The organism is Thiocapsa sp. (assembly GCF_011390875.1).
In the GTDB taxonomy this organism is placed as follows: domain Bacteria; phylum Pseudomonadota; class Gammaproteobacteria; order Chromatiales; family Chromatiaceae; genus Thiocapsa.
This window is the reverse complement of the sequence record NZ_JAABRP010000096.1, coordinates 1-18,467: the sequence shown is the minus strand read 5'-3', so window position 1 is coordinate 18,467 and position 18,467 is coordinate 1. Positions and strand designations below refer to the sequence as shown.

The 18,467-nt window shown below is 64.9% G+C and carries 19 protein-coding genes; 8 read left to right on the top strand and 11 right to left on the bottom strand.

Going from position 1 to position 18,467, the window contains the following annotated elements; genetic code table 11:
- Positions 1–177: 177 nt before the first annotated feature.
- The 5 genes from pyk to GPT33_RS09550 form a co-directional block, all read right to left on the bottom strand.
- Positions 178–1,626 carry a pyruvate kinase gene (pyk, locus tag GPT33_RS09570; protein WP_296807957.1) on the bottom strand — a complete coding sequence of 483 codons (1,449 nt, stop codon included), beginning with the start codon at positions 1,624–1,626 and terminating at the stop codon, positions 178–180.
- Between the two features lie 494 nt (positions 1,627–2,120).
- A complete protein-coding gene (locus tag GPT33_RS09565) occupies positions 2,121–2,726 on the bottom strand; it encodes a flavin reductase family protein (protein WP_296807955.1) in 606 nt (201 codons plus the stop codon).
- A gap of 31 nt (positions 2,727–2,757) precedes the next feature.
- On the bottom strand, positions 2,758–3,048 hold the full coding sequence (locus tag GPT33_RS09560) for a polyhydroxyalkanoic acid system family protein (protein ID WP_296807951.1): 291 nt from the start codon (positions 3,046–3,048) through the stop codon (positions 2,758–2,760).
- Positions 3,049–3,246: 198 nt separating this feature from the next.
- Entirely contained in the window at positions 3,247–3,636 is a 390-nt protein-coding gene (locus GPT33_RS09555) for a cupin domain-containing protein (RefSeq protein WP_296807949.1), read from the bottom strand.
- Positions 3,633–4,349: a transposase gene (locus GPT33_RS09550; protein ID WP_296807946.1), complete on the bottom strand. Its 717-nt coding sequence runs from the start codon at positions 4,347–4,349 to the stop codon at positions 3,633–3,635. The genes GPT33_RS09555 and GPT33_RS09550 overlap by 4 nt, the downstream gene beginning before the upstream one ends.
- 168 nt (positions 4,350–4,517) lie before the next feature.
- Between GPT33_RS09550 and prfB the strand changes: the two genes are divergently transcribed.
- From prfB to GPT33_RS09525, 5 genes are all read left to right on the top strand, one after another.
- A protein-coding gene (gene prfB, locus GPT33_RS09545) for a peptide chain release factor 2 (RefSeq protein ID WP_296807943.1) occupies positions 4,518–5,616 on the top strand; the annotation gives its coding sequence in 2 pieces (ribosomal slippage) (positions 4,518–4,592 and positions 4,594–5,616; 1,098 coding nt in all).
- Between the two features lie 220 nt (positions 5,617–5,836).
- Positions 5,837–7,375, top strand: coding sequence for a lysine--tRNA ligase (lysS, locus tag GPT33_RS09540; protein ID WP_296807940.1), 1,539 nt, complete (start codon positions 5,837–5,839; stop codon positions 7,373–7,375).
- Between the two features lie 207 nt (positions 7,376–7,582).
- The gene (locus GPT33_RS09535; RefSeq protein WP_296807938.1) at positions 7,583–7,888 is read left to right on the top strand and encodes a hypothetical protein; all 306 of its coding nucleotides are present in this window, start codon (positions 7,583–7,585) and stop codon (positions 7,886–7,888) included.
- Between the two features lie 48 nt (positions 7,889–7,936).
- Positions 7,937–8,377 (top strand): DUF1887 family CARF protein, encoded by a 441-nt coding sequence (locus GPT33_RS09530; RefSeq protein ID WP_296807936.1) that lies wholly within the window; start codon positions 7,937–7,939, stop codon positions 8,375–8,377.
- 440 nt (positions 8,378–8,817) lie between these two features.
- The gene (locus GPT33_RS09525; protein ID WP_296807934.1) at positions 8,818–9,198 is read left to right on the top strand and encodes a hypothetical protein; all 381 of its coding nucleotides are present in this window, start codon (positions 8,818–8,820) and stop codon (positions 9,196–9,198) included.
- Between the two features lie 394 nt (positions 9,199–9,592).
- Here the strand turns inward: GPT33_RS09525 and GPT33_RS09520 are convergent, their stop codons facing one another.
- The 6 genes from GPT33_RS09520 to GPT33_RS09495 all read right to left on the bottom strand — a co-directional run bounded on the left by GPT33_RS09520 (position 9,593) and on the right by GPT33_RS09495 (position 16,287).
- Entirely contained in the window at positions 9,593–10,051 is a 459-nt protein-coding gene (locus tag GPT33_RS09520) for a LexA family transcriptional regulator (RefSeq protein ID WP_296807932.1), read from the bottom strand.
- Between the two features lie 48 nt (positions 10,052–10,099).
- Positions 10,100–12,985 (bottom strand): DUF349 domain-containing protein, encoded by a 2,886-nt coding sequence (locus GPT33_RS09515; protein ID WP_296807930.1) that lies wholly within the window; start codon positions 12,983–12,985, stop codon positions 10,100–10,102.
- 276 nt (positions 12,986–13,261) lie between these two features.
- Positions 13,262–14,152 carry a hypothetical protein gene (locus tag GPT33_RS09510; RefSeq protein WP_296807928.1) on the bottom strand — a complete coding sequence of 297 codons (891 nt, stop codon included), beginning with the start codon at positions 14,150–14,152 and terminating at the stop codon, positions 13,262–13,264.
- A gap of 57 nt (positions 14,153–14,209) precedes the next feature.
- Positions 14,210–14,875, bottom strand: a complete 666-nt coding sequence (locus GPT33_RS09505) for an MBL fold metallo-hydrolase (RefSeq protein WP_296807925.1) — start codon at positions 14,873–14,875, stop codon at positions 14,210–14,212.
- A 208-nt stretch (positions 14,876–15,083) separates the two neighbouring features.
- Positions 15,084–15,320 (bottom strand): YdcH family protein, encoded by a 237-nt coding sequence (locus GPT33_RS09500; protein ID WP_296807924.1) that lies wholly within the window; start codon positions 15,318–15,320, stop codon positions 15,084–15,086.
- Between the two features lie 187 nt (positions 15,321–15,507).
- Positions 15,508–16,287, bottom strand: a complete 780-nt coding sequence (locus tag GPT33_RS09495; RefSeq protein ID WP_296807921.1) for an OmpH family outer membrane protein — start codon at positions 16,285–16,287, stop codon at positions 15,508–15,510.
- A 20-nt stretch (positions 16,288–16,307) separates the two neighbouring features.
- Between GPT33_RS09495 and GPT33_RS09490 the strand changes: the two genes are divergently transcribed.
- The 3 genes from GPT33_RS09490 to GPT33_RS09480 all read left to right on the top strand — a co-directional run.
- Complete coding sequence (locus GPT33_RS09490) at positions 16,308–16,850, top strand: DUF2058 domain-containing protein (protein WP_296807919.1); 543 nt, start codon at positions 16,308–16,310, stop codon at positions 16,848–16,850.
- A gap of 124 nt (positions 16,851–16,974) precedes the next feature.
- Complete coding sequence (locus tag GPT33_RS09485) at positions 16,975–17,715, top strand: NYN domain-containing protein (RefSeq protein WP_296807917.1); 741 nt, start codon at positions 16,975–16,977, stop codon at positions 17,713–17,715.
- A gap of 373 nt (positions 17,716–18,088) precedes the next feature.
- On the top strand, positions 18,089–18,467 hold a 379-nt coding region (locus tag GPT33_RS09480), incomplete at its 3' end, for a TatD family hydrolase (RefSeq protein ID WP_296807914.1).

Below are 18,467 nucleotides of genomic sequence, written 5' to 3'. Positions count from 1 at the left end.
GGAGGATGGGTTTCGCTGACGCTCTACCCATCCTACGCGTTCATCAAGGTGTTCACCTTGTTTCTGAATCGTCACTAGGAGCCCCTACGAGCTCGTGCAAACCGCGATGTTTCGGGCGTTTCCTTCCCGAAATCACCTTGCCCCGTCGGTCCTGTTGGCGTCCTGTTCCCGTCGTGCTCAATCGCAGCGCTGTCCGGACGGCGCCTCTAGCGCCAGGATCTCCATGCGATAGTTTCCGCATGGGTTTTCGATGGTCGGTCCCTGGGTCAGCAAGACCAAGCCTTCGCGGATCCCGCGCTCGTAAAGCCAGTGGCGCACGAAGCTCGACCAGTCGGAGCGGTCGGCCTCGACCTGGATCGGGTGGATGCCGTAGGAGAACTGCAGAGCCTGACAGGTGGCCGTATTCGGGCTGAAGGCGATGATCCAGACCGGGAGCCGGAAGCGCGCGACATTGCGGGGCGTGCTGCCCGTCTGAGTGGGGACGACGACCGCCTGCGGGGCGGCGTCCTTGATGGTGTGATAGACGCTCGCGGCGATCAGGTCGACGGCGCGCATCCGCCCTGAGCCGTGGAACCCGTCCATGGTGCGAACGAAGGGCTGCTTGCTGCGCTCGGGCTCGACGTGGGTGGCGATACTCGCCAGCATGGCGACGGACTCGATCGGGTAGCGACCCATTGCCGATTCGGCGGAGAGCATGACGCAGTCGGTCCCCCCCAGGATGGCGTTGGCGACATCGGTTGCCTCGGCGCGGGTCGGGCGGCGGAAGGTCACCATGGATTCGAGCATCTGAGTGGCGGTGATCACGGGCTTGCCGAAGCGATTGGCCAGCTCCGTGATCTGTTTCTGCACCACCGCGATCCGCTCGATCGGGATCTCCACGCCGAGATCGCCGCGGGCGACCATGATGCCGTCGGCGGCGCGCAGAATGGCCTCGAGGTTGTCGAGCGCATCGGCGCGCTCGATCTTGGCGATGATGAAGGGGGCATAGCCGATGGCGTCCGCCGCGCGGCGCACGGCGAGGATATCCTCGTCCGTGGCCACGAAGGATTGACTGACGGCATCGAGACCGTGCTCGGCGGCAAAGTGCAGCCAGGCGTGGTCGTCGGCGGTGAAGGCGCTGATGCCCAGATTGATGCCCGGAAAGTTCAGCCCCTTGCGCGAGCGCAGCTCACCGCCGACACGCACGCTGCAGCGAATCTCCGAGCCCTCGACCTCGAGCACCTTCAGCAGGATGAAGCCGTCGTTGAGGAAGAGTCTGTCGCCCGGCTGCACCGCTGCCGGGAGATCGAGAAAGCTCATGGAAACGCGCGACTTGTCGCCGATGATGTCATCGGTGGTCAGGGTGAGGATATCGTCGCGCAACAGCTCGACCGGCTCCTCGGCCAGATCGCCGATGCGCATCTTGGGGCCGGGCAGATCGCCCATGATCGCGACGCGCTGCCCGGTGGCTGCCGCGGCCTCGCGGATGCGCCCGATCAGCGCCCCGTGATAGTGCGGATCGCCGTGCGAGAAGTTCAATCGGGCCACGTTCATACCGGCGCCGATCAAGGCGCGGAGCATCTCGGGCGAATCCGACGCCGGGCCGATCGTCGCGACGATCTTGGTCTTGTGGTTGGGAAGTTGCATGTCTGGATCTCGTACTGCTGGAGGGTTTGGTGTTCGGGTAACTCGGTCGGGGCTTCGGGCGCGACCGAGCCGAGCATGGCCGGTTGGTCGTCATCTAAGCACAACCTGCGCCAGATGTCAGATCGCGATCCGGTGCGAGTGCTTGCTCGCGTGCGGGTAGCTCGTCGGGTGATTCAGGCCGGACGCGACACCGGTGGTCCGGCGCGCGATCGCGCGCGGCGGTTGTCGTTATACCGACGCAGTGTGATGTTTGCGTGTCTTTCAGAGGGTCAGGCTTCAGTCCCGGTCCGACGCGATCTGGCAGAGTCCCGGCTGTGCCATTGTCGAGCTCAAGCCCGACCCACGGCGGCGTTGAGCGATTCTGGCGAGATATACCTTACGGGTCTTGTTTGTCGGAACGTGGCGCAGAGCACCACGGGGCATGCGTGACACCGCGGAGCGGTTCTCACGCGCTCCCTAAGGTTCGGGTGGCCGGTCTGATGAACGCAGCTGCCTTACGCGTCGCCGCGCGACCGGCGCCAGGCCAGGATTGCCGCTCGATCGGTCTCCTGATCGTGCGCATAGAGGCGCTTCAGCTCGGTCCGATCGGCCGCGGGCGCATCCCGAAGCAGACCCGCGACCGTGAGGATCGGGCCGCGACGCAAGACCGCGCCCGCGGTCACCTCGGCCAAGTAGGTGGTGCGGTCACCGATGTCCATGCGCGCTTCGACCCGACAGTCCATCCACGACATAGCCCCCTCGATCAAGGGCGAGCCCGCGGGTGTTTCGCGCGGCGGCAGGTCGGCGAACTTGTCGACCTGATGCCCGGAGGCGAGCCCGAAGCGCCGAACGCTGGCGATATCGTCCGCTGCGATCAGATGCAGCGCGAAGGTGCCGCTCGCCTCGATCAGGCCCCAAGTGTGGTGATGTTTGGCGACCGCGACGAGCATGCGCGGGATCTCGCGGACGATGGATGCGCGCGTTGCGGCTGTCGCGATGAGGCCGCCTCGGCGGGTTCCGTCGTGTGCCGTGACGAGCCACAGGGGCGGGTCGTAGAGATGAAAGACGTCGTTGATGGCGTTGATTGCCGCTGGGCTTTGGGCGTGAACCTCGGATCTCATGTCACGTCAGCCAACCGCCTGGGGCAGCGAGTTAGGCCGAGGGAAGGCACGGAACCAGGCTGTCGAGCTTCTCCGTGATGCTCTGCTCGATCCGGTCTCTGAAGGGCCTGAGCAGGAATCCGAGCGAGACCTCGAGGATCAGCAGGGTCTCGGTCACTTCGACGCGTCCGCTCGCGCCCGGCCGCGTGAAATCGAGGCGATTTCCGTCCCACGCACATCGCGCATCAAGCTCGTCCACGAGCAGATAGGCGAGAGCCTCGACCTGGTCGAGTGCCCGATCGAGGCCCAGTGTGTGCTCGCGTTCGATGAAGATATCGGCCATATCGCTATTGTTGGTCCGCGTCGGCTGTCGGTCAAGGTATGCCGCGCGCACCTGGGTTTTTCGACGCATTGCACACCGCGCGCACGCCGGGGCGGCGCTGCGCGCCCTCGGCGTAGGGGCCGCTACGCCTCGTCGGCGCGCTTTGTTTCAACGCGCGCGGGACGCATGCCGCGGCCGAAAGATCCACGTGCGCTCGGGTCAGGTCGGCAAGTCGGTCTCGATGTCCAGATAGGCCTCGGGTACGAAGCGCGGGGTACAGATGGCGAGGAAGACGAGGTCGCCGTCCCCCGTGTTGGCGATGCGTTGGCCCCGATCGGGCGGGATATAGACCAGGTCTCCCGGTCCGACGGACTGCGGCGGGATGCCCTCCACCTCGACGCGTCCCGTACCTGAGAGGATCAGATAGCGTTCGGCGATCCCGGCCAGCCGATGCAGGCGTGTCGTGACGCCGGGCTCGACCCTCGCGCGGGCAACGGACAACATCGGGTCGTCCGCGCGATTCCAAGTCTCGAGGATGTAGCAGCCTTCGTCGGTAAAGAACTCGTCGGCCTCGCGAGGCGTGTGGATCAAGCCGAGTGTCGGGCTCATGTGCGGCCCGTCGCACGTCGATAGGCGGCGGAGCGTCGGTCCCCGCCGCGTTGGCGCGGCAAGGCGCGCCGGTTCAGCTTCGTCGCGATCGATTCGCAGAAGGTCTGATCGCCGAGCACCCATGCCTTGTTGGTCGCGTCGCGAATCCGGGTCACGAGCGCCGCGTCCAGCGGCTTCTCGGCCTGCACGGCATAGGCCGCCCGGCGGGCCTTCGCACTGCGCCCGAGGTGCTCGTACTCCGCGTGCGGCGTCACCAAGGGGTCGTCCTCGCCGAGTGCGTTCGCGGCGTAGCTTGACCACCCGTAGTCGCCGACGCTGTTCACCAGCCCGGCCCGCACCGGGTTGGACTCCACGTAGTGGCTCACGGGGAGCAGAAACTGCTTGGGATCCAGCAGCGTGGCGCGATAGCGACCTTCCCAGAGGGTGCCCGTGCGCTCGTAGCGGGCATTGAAATGCTGGACATAGTAGCGGCCCACGTACTGCATCAGTTTCCCGACGCCGTTCTCCAGGCGCGGCGTGAGCAGGAGATGAAAATGATTCGGCATCAGCGCATAGGCATGCAGGTCGCATTGGAATTTCTCGGCGGCGGCGCCGATCTTTTCCCACATGAACCAGTAGTCTTCCTCCTCGTAGAGGATGCGCTCGTGGTTGTTTCCGCGCTGGATGACATGCTGCGGATAGCCGGGCAGGACGAATCGGGGCAAGCGTGCCATGGTTAGGGTCGGAGCCGGTTGGTTGACCTATCTCCGAGTATAGAACCGATCGCGAAAGACAACAGGGATCAGGTTCGACGGCTTGCTCCAGATCGACGCCGATTGCAACATCCGCACGCGCTCGCTCCGGCGGCGTATACTTACGGATTTTTCCGGACGGATGCCAAGATGCTCGACATCAACCCGATCGCTTATCAAATCAGTGACCTCAAGGGACGTGTCGAGTCCCTTAGGGGGTATCTTTGACTACCCGGAACGCAAAGAGCGTCTGACCGAGGTCCTGCGCGAGCTGGAAGACCCAACGGTCTGGAACGAACCGGAACGTGCCCAGACACTCGGGCGCGAGCGTGCGACGCTCGAAGCCATCGTGCTGACGATCGACGAGCTCACGACCGGCCTCGTCGATGCGGACGATCTGCTGGCGATGGCCGCCGAGGAGCAGGACGAGGAAACCCTCGCCGCGGTCGCGAAGGACCTGGAGCAGCAAGAGGCGAAGGTCGCCGAGCTTGAGTTTCGCCGCATGTTCGCCGGCGAGATGGACGCGAAGAACGCCTATGTCGACATCCAGGCCGGATCGGGCGGGACCGAGGCACAGGACTGGGCCGAGATGCTCTTGCGCATGTATCTGCGCTGGGGCGAGCGCCGCGCCTTCAAGACAGAGCTGCTCGAGGTTTCGCCCGGCGAAGTCGCCGGCATCAAGTCGGCGACCATCCAATTCTCGGGCGACTACGCCTTCGGTTGGCTGCGTACCGAGACCGGCGTGCATCGCCTGGTGCGCAAGTCGCCGTTCGACTCGGGCAACCGCCGCCACACCTCCTTTGCCGCCGTCTTTGTCTCGCCCGAGGTCGACGACACCGTCAACATCGAGATCAACCCGGCGGACCTGCGCATCGACGTCTACCGTGCGAGCGGAGCCGGCGGCCAGCACGTCAACCGGACGGAGTCCGCCGTGCGCATCACCCACAATCCGACCGGAATCGTGGTGCAGTGCCAGACCGATCGCTCGCAGCACAAGAACAAAGACCACGCCATGAAGCAGCTCAAGGCCAAGCTCTACGAGCTCGAGATGCAGAATCGGCGTGCCAGTCAGCAGGCGATTGAAGACACCAAGTCGGACATCGGGTGGGGCAGTCAGATACGCTCCTATGTGCTTGACCAATCACGCATCAAGGATCTACGGACCAACGTGGAGATCGCCAACACCCAATCGGTGCTGGACGGCAATCTCGATCCGTTTATCGAGGCGAGCCTCAAGAGCGGCCTCTAATTGAATGGCGTCCAAGTGCGTTCCGAAGCCTTGGGCGCGGCCGCGGCGTCGCGTTCTCCAGGGTGCTCCGAGCTAACGCGGTTCAAGATGTTAAACACTTAAATTCTTAAACCGCTTCTGCTCAAACGCACGTTGGCGTGCGCTGCACCCGACGATGCGACGCCATGAGCATGTCCCGCCGAAAGCGGTTTAATCCGGAAGCGGTTTAATCGGGGGTTCGATGAGCGAGCAAGACCAGAATACCCATACGACGGCGTCGCACGAAGACACGGTCGACGAGCACAAGCTGATCGCGCAACGGCGCGAGAAGCTTTCGCAGTTGCGCGCTCAAGGCCCTGCGTTCCCAAATGATTTTCGGCGCGATGTGGTCGCGGGAGAGCTGCTGGCCGAGTACGGCGAGCATGAGCCCGAGGCGATCGAGGCGCTCGGGCTGCGCGTAAAGGTCGCCGGCCGGCTGATGAGCCGGCGCGTCATGGGCAAGGCGAGCTTTGCCCATGTTCAGGACATGTCCGGACGCATCCAGCTCTTCGTCCAGCGCGATCTGATCGGTGAGGACGCCTACGCCGTCTTCAAGCGCGACTACGACCTCGGCGATATCCTCGGCGCCGAGGGTCTGCTGTTCAAGACCAAGACCGGCGAGCTGTCGATCAAGTGCGACAGTATTCGCTTGCTGACCAAAGCGTTGCGTCCGCTCCCGGAGAAGTTCCATGGTCTGACCGACATGGAGAGCCGCTACCGCCAGCGCTATCTCGATCTGATCATGAACGGCGGCACGCGCGAGACCTTCCGCATCCGCACCCGGGTCATCCAGTTCATCCGCGACTATCTCAACGCCCGCGGTTATTTGGAGGTCGAAACCCCGATGATGCAGGTCATTCCGGGCGGCGCGGTCGCGCGTCCCTTCATCACACATCACAACGCCTTGGACATGCAGCTCTTTCTGCGCATCGCGCCCGAGCTGTTTCTCAAGCGCCTGGTCGTCGGCGGTCTGGAGAAGGTCTACGAGATCAACCGCAATTTCCGCAACGAGGGGCTTTCCACGCGTCACAACCCCGAGTTCACCATGCTCGAGTTCTACGAGGCATACGCGGACTATCGCGACCTCATGGATCTCACCGAGAACATGCTGCGCGAGATGGCCGAGCAGGTCCTCGGCCGCACGCTGATCCATTACCAAGGTGAGGACTACGACTTCGGCCAGCCCTTCGAGCGCATGACGGTCCGCGAGGCGATCCTGCACTTCAATCCGGATCTCGAACCGGGCGATGTCGACAACCTCGAATGCGCCCGCGCCGTCGCCGCCCGGCTGGGGATTGCGGTCAAGCCCGGCTGGGGTCTCGGTAAGCTTCAGATCGAGCTGTTCGAGCACACTGCCGAACATCGCCTCATGGCCCCGACCTTCATCACCCAATACCCCACCGAGGTCTCCCCGCTGGCGCGGCGCAACGACGAGAACCCCTTCGTCACCGACCGCTTCGAGTTCTTCGTCGGCGGGCGCGAGATCGCCAACGGCTTCTCCGAGCTGAACGACGCCGAAGACCAGGCCGATCGTTTTCGTCAGCAGGTCGCCGAGAAGGAAGCGGGCGATCTCGAGGCCATGTATTTCGACGCCGACTACATCCGCGCCTTGGAGCACGGCATGCCGCCGACGGCAGGCGAGGGCATCGGCATCGACCGCCTGGTCATGCTCTTCACCGACTCGCCCTCGATTCGGGATGTCCTGCTCTTTCCGCACATGCGCCCGGAGGCCGGCGGCTGAGTCGATCGGAGAAGTCCGGCTCGGCGGCTCGCGGCCCTTGCGCCGCAAGCTTGTGGGCGGGCCGCTGCCACGCGTTTCGGTCTATCCTGACACAGACTCGGGGGCGACGGTCGAACCGCCGATCCGACCAAGCCGATGCCACGCGCGGCATCGCCAGTTGTCAAGCCGCTTGCGGTCGATCAGATCGGGGTGAAGTGGAGGGACCACATGCACAGGACCGCAAAAGCCGCATGGCGGACGGCGCTGCCGATCGTCGCCATTGCATTGACCCCGCTCGCGAACGCCGACACCGAGATCTGGACGCCTATTCCCGGCACCCGGACCCCCGACTACGGCGGCCCGCTCCTCATCGAGCGCGACGGTATCGTCTACCCTGCGATCAAAGGCACCCGCACCCCCGACTACGGCGCATCCGACCGTCTGATCATCCGCGACGGCAAGGTCTACGACGCCATCCCCGGCACCAACACCCCCGACTACGGATCTGAGCAACGTCTGCTCAGAAGCCGCTGACCCGCGGCCGATCCACGGCTTCGCCATCGCATCCAGAGGAAGGCTCCGATGACATCGACCACGACCGCCTTATCGTTTCCGCCTCTGGCGCGTTTCCGCTTCCGGTTCGAGGCGATCGAGCGGGAGCTGAGGCGCGAGGAACGACGGATTCAGGATCTCGCGCGCAGCGTCGAGATCTCTCGCCGGGATCCCCGAGGCGCCGAGGTCCACAACGAGATCGATGTCGCCTGCCTGGCCGAGAACCGCCTCTATCTCGTCGAGTGCAAGACCAAGGCATGGAAGGGCGGCGATGGACCGGGCTCGGAGGCGCTCTATCGACTGGATGCCTTGGCCGACCTGCTCGGTGGTCTGCAAGGCCGAGCCATGCTGGTGAGCTATCTGGATCTCCCCGCCCATGTCCGCCGCCGCGCCGAGGATCTGCGCATCCAAGTCTGCGCCGGCGCCCGCCTTCCGGAGCTGCGCGGGGAGATCTCGCGCTGGCTTCCCTAAGTGACGATTCGCAAACAAGGGGAACACCAGATGAACACGTAGGATGGGTAGAGCTTCAGCGAAACCCATCCTCCAAACCACCGCGTTGCCGGGTGTCGGTCTGATGCCCTTGGCGCGGGATGGATGGGTTTCGCTTCGCTCTACCCATCCTACGTGTTTGGGTTGTTTTTGGATGGCTCCCGAGCGAGTGCGAGGCACAGCGCACCGCAGCCCCGCAAGCTTGCCGATCCGGACCTGCAGGCCACCCGGCGCTAATCTGCGGCCATGACCAAGCGCATCCTCCATGTGAGACCCGTTCTAAAGGGGATTAAGACTCCAGCGTTGATGTCGGTACTGGCGCGATACAAGCGTTCGACGTTGTTCGCATGAATGGCTAGAGTGTGTTCGAGGTGGTTCCGGAATCGTCGAAGTTGAGATTGATGTTGCGAGCCGTCAGGGCTGTGGAAGAAGACGACTGCAAGTCGTCGATCCCGGGATGTTGCCGCTTCGTGATAATCGTCGGGGTTGCTTCCGACGGTCTTGCTCGTACCCCGGCCATGGTGGAAGGTGGCGCAGAGCGCCACGGGGCACGAGTGACTGATGTTTTGGGTGGCTCGGAGTTGCGAGCAGGGCTGGTGCGGGGGTTGCTGGCGGAACCGGCTGGGTTGCCGATCGGGTCGGATCGGCGAGCGCAGCTCAGTTCACCGGCGCCCGTGTGGGGTTCGGTGGACTTCCTGTCGCTCGTCCACGCTACGGGTGGTCTTTTGGAGACGAGCGTCGGCGCCATCGTGGACGCCGACACAAAGGAGGTCGTCGAATGCTGGGTTGCTTACGCTATCTGATCAGTGTGGCGTTCTGGGCGCTTGTTGCATACATCGGCTTTTTCATCGTTATGAGTTTCGTCTTCCGATGACACCTTGACTCCCCGTTCCTCACTCCGGCAATCGCGGAAGATGGCGCGGAGCGCCACGACGCATGAGTGACTCGGCGGAGCGGGTGTCACGAGTTCCTGAGTAACCTGTCAGAAATAAGTCGAGCGCCGAATTAAACCGCGCCAGATGCGGAATGCGATGTTTTTTGGATGGGATCGGCCCCGGCAGTTTTGACGACCGCTGGAGACGGCGCGGTTTAAAATACTAATAAATATAAAATATTAAACCGCGTGCCCCGCTAAGGGTCGTAGATTCACCAAACGTCGAACTCACTCGAAAGTGAGCATCTCGCTCTGGACGCGGTTTAAGCGGACAGGAGCACGACGCCCGAGACGACGCCGAGGATCTCGATGTCGCCGTCGTGCAGGATGAGCGGATCCATGTCGGCGTTGGCGGGTTGCAGGCGGATGCGGTCGCTCTCGGCGTAGAAGCGTTTGAGGGTGACGCGGTCGCCGTCGATGCGTGCCACGACGGTTGTGCCGGTTTCGGCTGTCGGGCGGGGGTCGACGATGACGAGGTCGCCGTCGTGGATCCCGTCTTCGACCATGGATTCGCCGCGCACGCGCAAGGCGTAGGCCCCCGGGCGTGTCAGGTGGGTGGGGACGACGATGGTTTCGGGATCCTCGAGATACTCGATCGGCGCTCCGGCGCTGACGGTGCCGAGCAGCGGCAGCTCGACACCGGGGTCTTCGCTCGGGTTGCGCGGGTCGAGCGCCGGATTCCAGGTGCGGTGCCGGCGTTTGTAGAGTCGTGAGTGATCCATCGATGGCATTCCGGGCGGGCTCTGCGTCTTGGCCGCTGCTCGGCCGTGTCAGGCCGTCGCCGCGCCGGGCTCTCGGGCGAGGGCTTGGCGGATGCGCTCGAAGCGGCCGTCCAGGCCGGCGGAACGGGGGGCGGGACCGCAGAGATACCACTCTTTGAGGAGTCTGGCGCTGCCCTGCAGGGGATCCTCCTCGCCGTCGACCATACGTTCGGTCAGGCGTGCGACCTGGAACTCCAAGCGCTGTTGGGCAAGCTCGGGCGGGGTTTCGACGCCGGCGAGGATTTCGAGCTGCAGACAGAGTTGGCTGAGGCGCACGGCGTTGGCGTCGTAGCGGCGGCGCAGCGCGGCGAGCTGTTCGGGGTCTCGGCCGGCGAGGAGTGCGGTCGAGAAGCGCGCGGCGATGGCCTGCTGGATCTCGTTGTCTTGTTGCTGCGGTAGCTCCGCCCAGGCCTGCTCGGCCGCATCGGGGGCCAGCGGCGCGTCGCCTTCGTCGCCTTCTCCGAGGAGTCCGAGCTCGAGACGCTCGCAAAGCTGGGCTTGGCGTTGCAGCAGATCGAATGCGCCTCGACGCTGTTGGTCTTCGCTGTCGCGCAGGTGTTGCTTGAGCGCCTCGCGGGTCTCGCGCCAGCGTTCGTTGAGCGGGCCGGCGCTTTGACGCGGGATGGGCAGGGACTGGGCATCTTCCCAGCGTCGCTCGAGCTCGCGCAGCTCGGCGCGCAGTCGTTTCGGATCCTGCTCGGTTCGGGCGAGTGTGAGTGCGTCGGTGCAGATGGTCTCGCGCGTGGCGAGATGCTCCTTCATCTCGTTGGCGTGCGCCTGGTGCAAGGCCGCGCGACGCTCGAAGATGGCGTCGCAGGCGCTGCGGAAGGTCTGCCAGAGCTTGTTCTCGTCCTTGTGGCGCGCCGGTACGGTGGTGTGCCACTCGCGCTGGAGTGCCTTGGTCTGCTCGATGGCGGCGTCCAGATCGGGCTCGTCGACCAGTCCCTCGATCCTGGCGATCAGCTCCTGCTTCATCGCCTGGTTGCGTTTGCGTTCTGCATCCAAGCGGCGGTCGAGCTGCTTGAGCGCTTGGCGGAAGCGCCCTTCGAGCGCCTTGAAGTGGCGCGGGTCCACGGGTCCGATGGAGGCCCAGGTGTGGCGGGTCTCGCGCTCGGCGCGCAGGACGCGTTTCCAGTCGATGCGTTCCCAATCGACCTTGGAGAGGAAGTCTTCGATCTGGTCGCAGACCGACTCGCGCGCGGCGCGGTTGGCCTCGCGCTCGGCCGCTTGGGCCTCGAGGTAGGGGCGACAGCGCTCTTGGACGGCGTCGCATGCCTTGTGGAAACGCTCGGCGATGGCGGGGCTGGCGCGCGGCCCGGTCTTTTCCAGGCCCTTCCAGTCCAGGCGCATGGTGTGGAGTCGCTCGCTCAGGGCTTGCAGGGGCAGGTCGGCTTCGATGAGCTGCTCCATCTCCTCGCAGAGCCCGTCGCGATGCTGATCGGCACCCCAGCGGCGCCAGTGTTGCAGGTCGCGCAGACGCGGTGCGAGCACATGCAGGCGTGCGGCGATCTCCTCGGCCGCGCCTTTGGGCAGGGCGCTGGCCTCGACCAGATCCAGGCCCGCACGCAGGCTTTGGAAGAGCGGGTCGGCCTTCTTCAGCTCGCCGTCTTCGAGGTGTTTCTCGAGCTCGGCGAGTTTATCGGGGAGCTGCTTGAGACGGTGCTCGGCGTTCTTGCGCTGGGTCTTGGTACGCGATTCGACGCGCTCGACGAGTCCGAGGAAGGCTTCGGTCTCGGCGGTTGCGGGGAGCTCGGCGGCGAGTGCGCGTGCCTGCTCGATAAAGGTTTTGGTCGCGCGCAGGTCGAGCGGTTTGGGCTCGTCGAGGAGCTTCTGTGCGCGATTGCTCGACTTGTGCAGTTGCGACACGCGCTTGCGCTGATCGCCGAGGGCGGTGCGCGCGGCGTCGGCCGCGTCCATCAGCGTGCGATAGCGCTGGTCGAGCGGTCTCTGGCGCTGCGGCGGGAGGGCGTCGAGGGCGTCCCACGCGGTCGCGACCTGTTCGCACAGGGCGCGAATCGCTTGCTCCGTGGTCAGCGCCGGTGCCTCGGCTAGGGAGTCGAGCAGGGCAAGGCGTTCGGCGTGCAAGGACTCGTGCGCCTCTTCGGCCGCGACCCGGGCGGCGGTCTCGCGCGCGTGGCCGCCATAGGCCTGGAGAAAGTGCTCCCGTGCGGTTTCGTAACGTGTGCGCCAGTCCGGCTCGGCCTCGTCTCGGATCTCGGCCCATTGGCGGTCGAGCAGATCGAGGATGGCGCGATCCTGATTCCATTGCTCGAGCCGACCGAGACGCTCGGCCTTCTGGCAGAGCTCGTCGCAGAGTGCGCGCACGCGCAGCGGACGCTCTTCGCGCTCGGCGATCAGGCGGAGCTTCTCACGTGCGCTGCGGTAGACGTTCTTGTCGCGCTTGCCGATCTGGCGCACGACCTGTTCGAGTGCGTCTTTGGTCTCGATGCGCTCCACGGCCGCGCCGCGGTTGGCCGCGAGCGGATCCTGCACCGCGCAGAGCGCGAGCACCTCGGGAGACTGAAGCCGCTCGATCGCGGCGCGACGGACTTCGGGATCCAGCCCCTGGACCGCGACCTGCTCGAGGATGCGCGCGTCCTCGACATGCGACAGCTCCGCGACGCGCGCATCGACGTTCGCCCCGACGGCGCTGAGCTCCGCCGGTTGGGTCCCGCACAGCAGATGGCGATAACGTGCGGCGGCGATCTCGCGCACGCCGGCGTCGGTGTCGTCGGCGAGGATCAGGCGAAGGTGGGGCAGCCCGACGAGGCGGCGGGTCGCCTCGCGCCGCGCCGCGGGGTCTTCATGATTGCGGGCGCGCTCGGCCAAAACCTCCTGGTCTTCTTCCTTGTGTGTATCTTGTCGTTTTTTCTTAAGAAAGCGCTCGAATAGCATCTGATACTCGCCAACCGTTGCCCGCGGACCGACCATTGTACTCAGAAACGCGGCCGAACGGCCCGACGACTGTAAACCGAGCACATTCGGATTTTTCGCCGCTTTGCACGCCCCGCGCGTGCCGGGACCGCGTTGCACTCCCTCGCCGAGGGGCCGCTGCGCCTCGTCGGCGCGGCTTGCCCAGACCCGCGCGGGGACGCACCCTGTTTTCCGAAGCACCCAGGTGCGCTCGGTATAGGTGGCGAGACGGTCGATTCAAGCTGATGCGGCTCGGTGTCAGCGCGTCGGCGGCAGGGCCGCGCGAAGTCCGGCGTCATCCGCAGGCAGCGCGATCCCGGCGTCTTCGGCGATCAGCCGAAGGACGGGGATGAAGGGGTATCCCGCGCCTGTCTCGGCCTTGATCTCGAAACATGCCTCGTAGGCGTCTGAGATGCGCCGAACGAGGCGTCGTGCCGTCTCGCCGATCGGGTCCTCCGGATGCGTGGCCGCTGCCGGTGCGGGCGTGGCGACCGAGGGCGAGACCGGTGCGGAGACGGTCGGCGACGCGGGAGGCATGTCGAGGAGGGCTGCTGCGGCTTCGGCGATGCGCTCGACCTCGCGGCGGACTGCGTCCAAGTAGGCGTGGTCATGGACACGGCCGAAGGGGTCGGAGCTGCGCAGACGTTCGGCGATGGCCTCGCGGGTGCGGTCGTCGAGCGCTCCGAGTCCCCGCACGAGCAGATGGGCGGTCTCCGCGAGGGCCGAGAGCGGGGCGCTTGGATTCGTGGCCGGCTCGGTGGCCGGGCTCTCCGCCGGCTGGGCGGCCAATCCGGCAGCGGGCTTCTCGACCGGGCGTACGTCCGGCTTGGTCGCGACCATCGGTTTCTCGGCCGCGCGCGGTTCCTTTGTCGATGCCCGACAGCTCGCGATGCCGTACTCGACGGCTGCAGCGAACAGCTCGCGGCTTTCCGGATCGCCGACGGCCTGATCGGTCAGGCGAGCGAGCAAGGCGGCGCGAGCGGACTCGGAGAGTCGGTAGGGTTCAAGGAAGTGGGCCTTTTTGGTGCGTTTGAGCGCGTTCTGCGCCGGCGCATCGGGCGGCTCGGCCTGCGGGTTGCGCAACGGGCGGCTGCGCGGCGGACTGCCCTTGCGGCCCGGTGTCGGCGTCGGGATGCCAGTTTTTCGCATGATGCCGTTTCTTCCGCGGGCCGATGCCCGGTTGCGGACGCTGCTCGCCGAACGCGTTTATTCGCGAACGAAGGGGTTGGTGCGTCGTTCCTCGCCCAGGGTCGACATCGGGCCGTGCCCGGGGATGAAGCGGACGTCGTCGCCGAGCGGAAACAGGCGCTCCCGGATGGAGTCGAGGAGCTGGCGATGGTTCCCGCGCGGAAAGTCCGTGCGTCCGATCGAGCCTTTGAAGAGGACGTCTCCGACTTGGGCGAGCCTGTTCTTTGCGTCGAAGAAAACCAGATGGCCCGGCGTGTGGCCCGGGCAATGCAGGACCTCGAGGGTCTCCTCGCCGACGGTGATGCGCTCGCCAGCCCCAAGCCAGCGATCGGGCTCGAAGGCGGTGACGGGGGGAAACCCGAACATCTCACACTGCTCGGCCAGGGCGTTGAGCCAGAAGGCGTCGTCGGGATGCGGACCCCAGATCGGGATGCCGAGTCTGCGCGAGACCTCGGCACTGGCGCCGACGTGGTCGAGGTGGCCGTGGGTGAGCAGAACGGTTTGCGGGTGCAGCTCGAGCGCGGTGACTTGGTCGAGGATGCGCTCGGCCTCGCCGCCGGGATCGACGACGACGGCGGCGCGAGTGCGCTCGCACCAAAGCAAGGTGGTGTTCTGCTGAAAGGGGGTGACGGGGATGATACGAAATTGCACGGGGGTCTTGCTCACGCGGTCGGAACTGGGCATCCGCGCATGGTTTCATTTGGTGTCCGGGTTGTCCAGGACGCGATAGAGCCGGGGGGGCGAGCTTCGGCTCTCGGTGGTCTAGGGCGTGGGCGGCGTGCGTGCGTGAGAGGGAGGCGGCCCTCGCCCTGGCGTGGGTGGCACTCGTGTCGGGTTGCCGGCGCTCGACAAGCCCGACTCACGGGCCGCTGTCGGCAACCCGAACGCGCCGTCAGGACCGCAGAATGCCGTAGAGCGTGTCCTTCAGGACCAAGCGTTCCTTCTTGAGCTCCTCGATGGTCTCGTCGGCAACGGGTGTGCCGAGTTCTTCAAGGCCGCGGACCCGCGCGTCGAGCGCGTCGTAGTCGTCCATGAGCCGCGCGAACTCGGCGTTGTTCGAGCGCAGGGTCGCGATCTTCGTTTCGAGATCGGGGAACTCGTGAAGGAGGTCGTGTGATTCGCCAAGCATGATGTCCGTTCCTCAAGAGAGTGCAATAACCCGCGCAATGCTCGCGCCGGGGGTCGTGTGGTCGGGGCCGGTCCCGTCGCCGGATGGAGGCGCAGCGGCGAATCCGACTCGATGCCTGAAAATGATACCGCAGCGCTACGGGTCGGACATAGCCCGTTCATGCCGAACGGTTCGCGTGCGTGCCGCTTTACTTGGTGTTCTCATCCAGGTGTTTGATGATCTCGGGGGTCAGGTCGAGTGTTTCGTCGATGTAGAGCAGCCCGGACATCCCCGGCTCCACGACCATGCCGATCTTCTTCTTTTTGGCGACAGCCGTGATGGAGTCCCGCGCCGGGCCGATGATTTCGCGGCTCTTGGTCTGCTGGACCTTCATGATTTCCTGTTGAATTGCGTTTGCCTTTTCCTGAAAGGCTTCGATGCGCTTCTGCACCTCGGCCTCCTGTTTGCTGACCTGGTCGGCGCTCATCAAAGGGGCATCGCGCTCGAGTGATTGCTGCAGCTTGCGGATCTCCTGCTCCTCGGTGGCCATCGTCTCGCCGCGCGGCCCGAACTCTTCACGCAGCTCGTCTTGAAGGCGCTTGCCGAGCTTGCTTTCCTCGAGGACTTTCTGCATGTCGACGTAGCCCAGAACTTCGGCGGCCAAGGCGTGGGTCGGCACGAGGATAGACAGGGCAAGCGCGACAACGAGGGCGACACGGGACATGAGAAGAGCTCCGAGGATCCAAAGAGTGGGGTGAGACGACACGCGGTGCAAAAAGATACAGTGGCGAGGCCGATCGCGGAACGGCACCCGGCGGGATTCTAACCCCGCCTTTCGGCTAGGGGAACTTTCGATCAGGGAAACGACGCACATGCTTGCGTCGCGGGCGCGCCTGTCGGATCCTGTCGTCCGGCTCGGGGCGTTCGGGTATCCGCCGACGGTTCGCGAACGTGAGCGGACCTGAACGGACTGGGCGGTCGTCGACATCTTTTTCGGAGATCCACACCGTGGGCAACTCGTTGCAGGACCAATTGCTCAAGGCCGGCTTGGTCGACGAGCAGAAGCTCAAGCAGGCACGTTCCACCAAACACAAGAAGACGAAACGCCATGCCGGTCCGCGGAGCACTGCGGTCGACAACGAGGCGCGTCAGGCCGCCGACCTTGCCCGTCGCGAGAAGCTCGAGCGCGACCGCGAGCTCAATCTGCGCCGTCAGGAAGAGGCGGCGTTGCGTGCCGCTGAAAACGAGATTCGCCAGCTCGTGCACACCCACCGGGTGGTGCGTGATCGCGGCGATCTGGCGTTTAACTTTACCGACGGTACCACGCTCAAACGGATCTATGTCGACAAGGTGCAGCACGCGAAGCTGGTCGCGGGAAGCCTGGCCGTTGTCCGTCAGGATGCCTTCTACGAGGTGGTGCCCGCAGAGATTGCCGTCCGGGTGGCTGCGCGCGATGCGAGCCTCGTCCTGGTCCACAACAAGGCCGCCGAGGAGAAGGACGCGGACGATCCGTACGCCGACTATCAGGTCCCGGACGACCTCATCTGGTGATGGGCAGCGGCGAAGCGAGCCTGCGTGCGATCAGGCGATGCGATCAGGCGCCGCATCCCATGCAGACGATCCGGTGTGATCGGAATCCACTGAATTCAAAGACTGATTGACAGGAAGACCACGGATGTCCGACATCGCCAACCTCAAACTGGCCGTGCTCATCGATGCCGACAATGCCCAAGCGAGCATCGTCGAGGGACTTCTCGCCGAGGTCGCGAAGTACGGCACGGCCCACGTCAAGCGCATCTACGGGGATTGGACCCTGCCCAATCTAGGGTCATGGAAGGAGACGCTGCTGCGTCACTCCATCCAGCCCATGCAGCAGTTTCGCTATACCAAGGGCAAGAACGCGACGGACGGGGCCATGATGATCGATGCCATGGATCTCCTGTACTCGCGCAACTTCGACGGCTTCTGCATCGTCTCGAGCGACAGCGACTTCACGCGCCTGGCCTCACGGCTGCGCGAATCGGGCATGACCGTCTACGGCTTCGGGGAGCAGAAGACACCCGAGCCCTTCGTTGCAGCGTGCGATAAATTCGTCTTCACCGAGGTGCTGCGCGAGGGCGCCGCCGGCGACTCGACAACGCGCAAGAGCGGCAAGGACCTGCAGCGCGACACCAAGTTGGTGAATCTGCTGCGCGCCGCCCTGGATGGCGCGGCCGACGACACCGGTTGGGCCGGCCTGGGCGCCGTCGGCTCGGCGATTGCCAAGCGCAGCCCGGAGTTCGACTCGCGCAACTACGGCTATGCCAAGCTCAGCGGATTGCTCAAGGCGATCCAGCTCTTCGAGATCGAGGAGCGACAGGTCGGGCGCGGGCCGCACAAGGCGTTGTTCGTGCGCGATCAGAAGTCAGTTGCTTAAACCGCGCCCTGTGCGGTATGCGATGTTTTTGGATGGGATCGGCCCCGGCGGTTTTGACGAACGCTGGAGCCGGCGCGGTTTAAAGTATTAAAAAATATTAAATTTTAAACCGCGTCTCACCGAGATTGAGGACATCACCGAAGCTAACGCAAAATGAAAATGATGCATGTCGCTCTGGACGCGGTTTAAGGAGATGGCCGGAAAGAGAATCGACCACCCTGCAGGGTGGTCGCGCGAGAGCGAAGTCCATCGAGTTCCGGGCCGGCGCTGCGCTTGTCCAGCCTACGGCGCTTGTTTGCCTTACCGATCCGATCAGCGACCGGGTTTGGTCTTCCGTGCCTCGCGCGATGGCGATACCGTCCGGATGCGACTCATGATCGATACACACTGCCATTTGGATGTTGCCGAGTTCGATGCCGATCGAGGGGCGGTACTGGCTCGGGCGCGTTCGGCGGGTGTGGCCGCTATCGTGGTTCCGGCCATCCATGCGGAGGGTTGGGATGGTCTGCTCGCGCTCTGTCACTCGGCGGAGGATCTCTATCCGGCGCTGGGTCTGCATCCGGTTTATCTCGACCGACACCGTGCATCCGATCTCGATGGGCTGGAGCGGGCGATCGTCGAGCATCGCCCGCTCGCGGTCGGCGAGATCGGTCTGGACTATTTTCTGCCCGAGCTGGATCGGGCGCGTCAGCAGGCCCTGCTCGAGGCGCAGTTGTCGGTCGCTCGGGACGCGGATCTGCCGGTTCTTCTGC

Bases quoted from the DNA above. Each gene is read 5' to 3' on its own strand.
- pyk (WP_296807957.1), bottom strand. From the start codon at position 1,626: ATGCAACTTCCCAACCACAAGACCAAGATCGTCGCGACGATCGGCCCG.
- GPT33_RS09565 (WP_296807955.1), bottom strand. From the start codon at position 2,726: ATGAGATCCGAGGTTCACGCCCAAAGCCCAGCGGCAATCAACGCCATC.
- GPT33_RS09560 (WP_296807951.1), bottom strand. From the start codon at position 3,048: ATGGCCGATATCTTCATCGAACGCGAGCACACACTGGGCCTCGATCGG.
- GPT33_RS09555 (WP_296807949.1), bottom strand. From the start codon at position 3,636: ATGAGCCCGACACTCGGCTTGATCCACACGCCTCGCGAGGCCGACGAG.
- GPT33_RS09550 (WP_296807946.1), bottom strand. From the start codon at position 4,349: ATGGCACGCTTGCCCCGATTCGTCCTGCCCGGCTATCCGCAGCATGTC.
- lysS (WP_296807940.1), top strand. From the start codon at position 5,837: ATGAGCGAGCAAGACCAGAATACCCATACGACGGCGTCGCACGAAGAC.
- GPT33_RS09535 (WP_296807938.1), top strand. From the start codon at position 7,583: ATGCACAGGACCGCAAAAGCCGCATGGCGGACGGCGCTGCCGATCGTC.
- GPT33_RS09530 (WP_296807936.1), top strand. From the start codon at position 7,937: ATGACATCGACCACGACCGCCTTATCGTTTCCGCCTCTGGCGCGTTTC.
- GPT33_RS09520 (WP_296807932.1), bottom strand. From the start codon at position 10,051: ATGGATCACTCACGACTCTACAAACGCCGGCACCGCACCTGGAATCCG.
- GPT33_RS09515 (WP_296807930.1), bottom strand. From the start codon at position 12,985: ATGCTATTCGAGCGCTTTCTTAAGAAAAAACGACAAGATACACACAAG.
- GPT33_RS09510 (WP_296807928.1), bottom strand. From the start codon at position 14,152: ATGCGAAAAACTGGCATCCCGACGCCGACACCGGGCCGCAAGGGCAGT.
- GPT33_RS09505 (WP_296807925.1), bottom strand. From the start codon at position 14,875: ATGCCCAGTTCCGACCGCGTGAGCAAGACCCCCGTGCAATTTCGTATC.
- GPT33_RS09500 (WP_296807924.1), bottom strand. From the start codon at position 15,320: ATGCTTGGCGAATCACACGACCTCCTTCACGAGTTCCCCGATCTCGAA.
- GPT33_RS09495 (WP_296807921.1), bottom strand. From the start codon at position 16,287: ATGTCGACGACCGCCCAGTCCGTTCAGGTCCGCTCACGTTCGCGAACC.
- GPT33_RS09485 (WP_296807917.1), top strand. From the start codon at position 16,975: ATGTCCGACATCGCCAACCTCAAACTGGCCGTGCTCATCGATGCCGAC.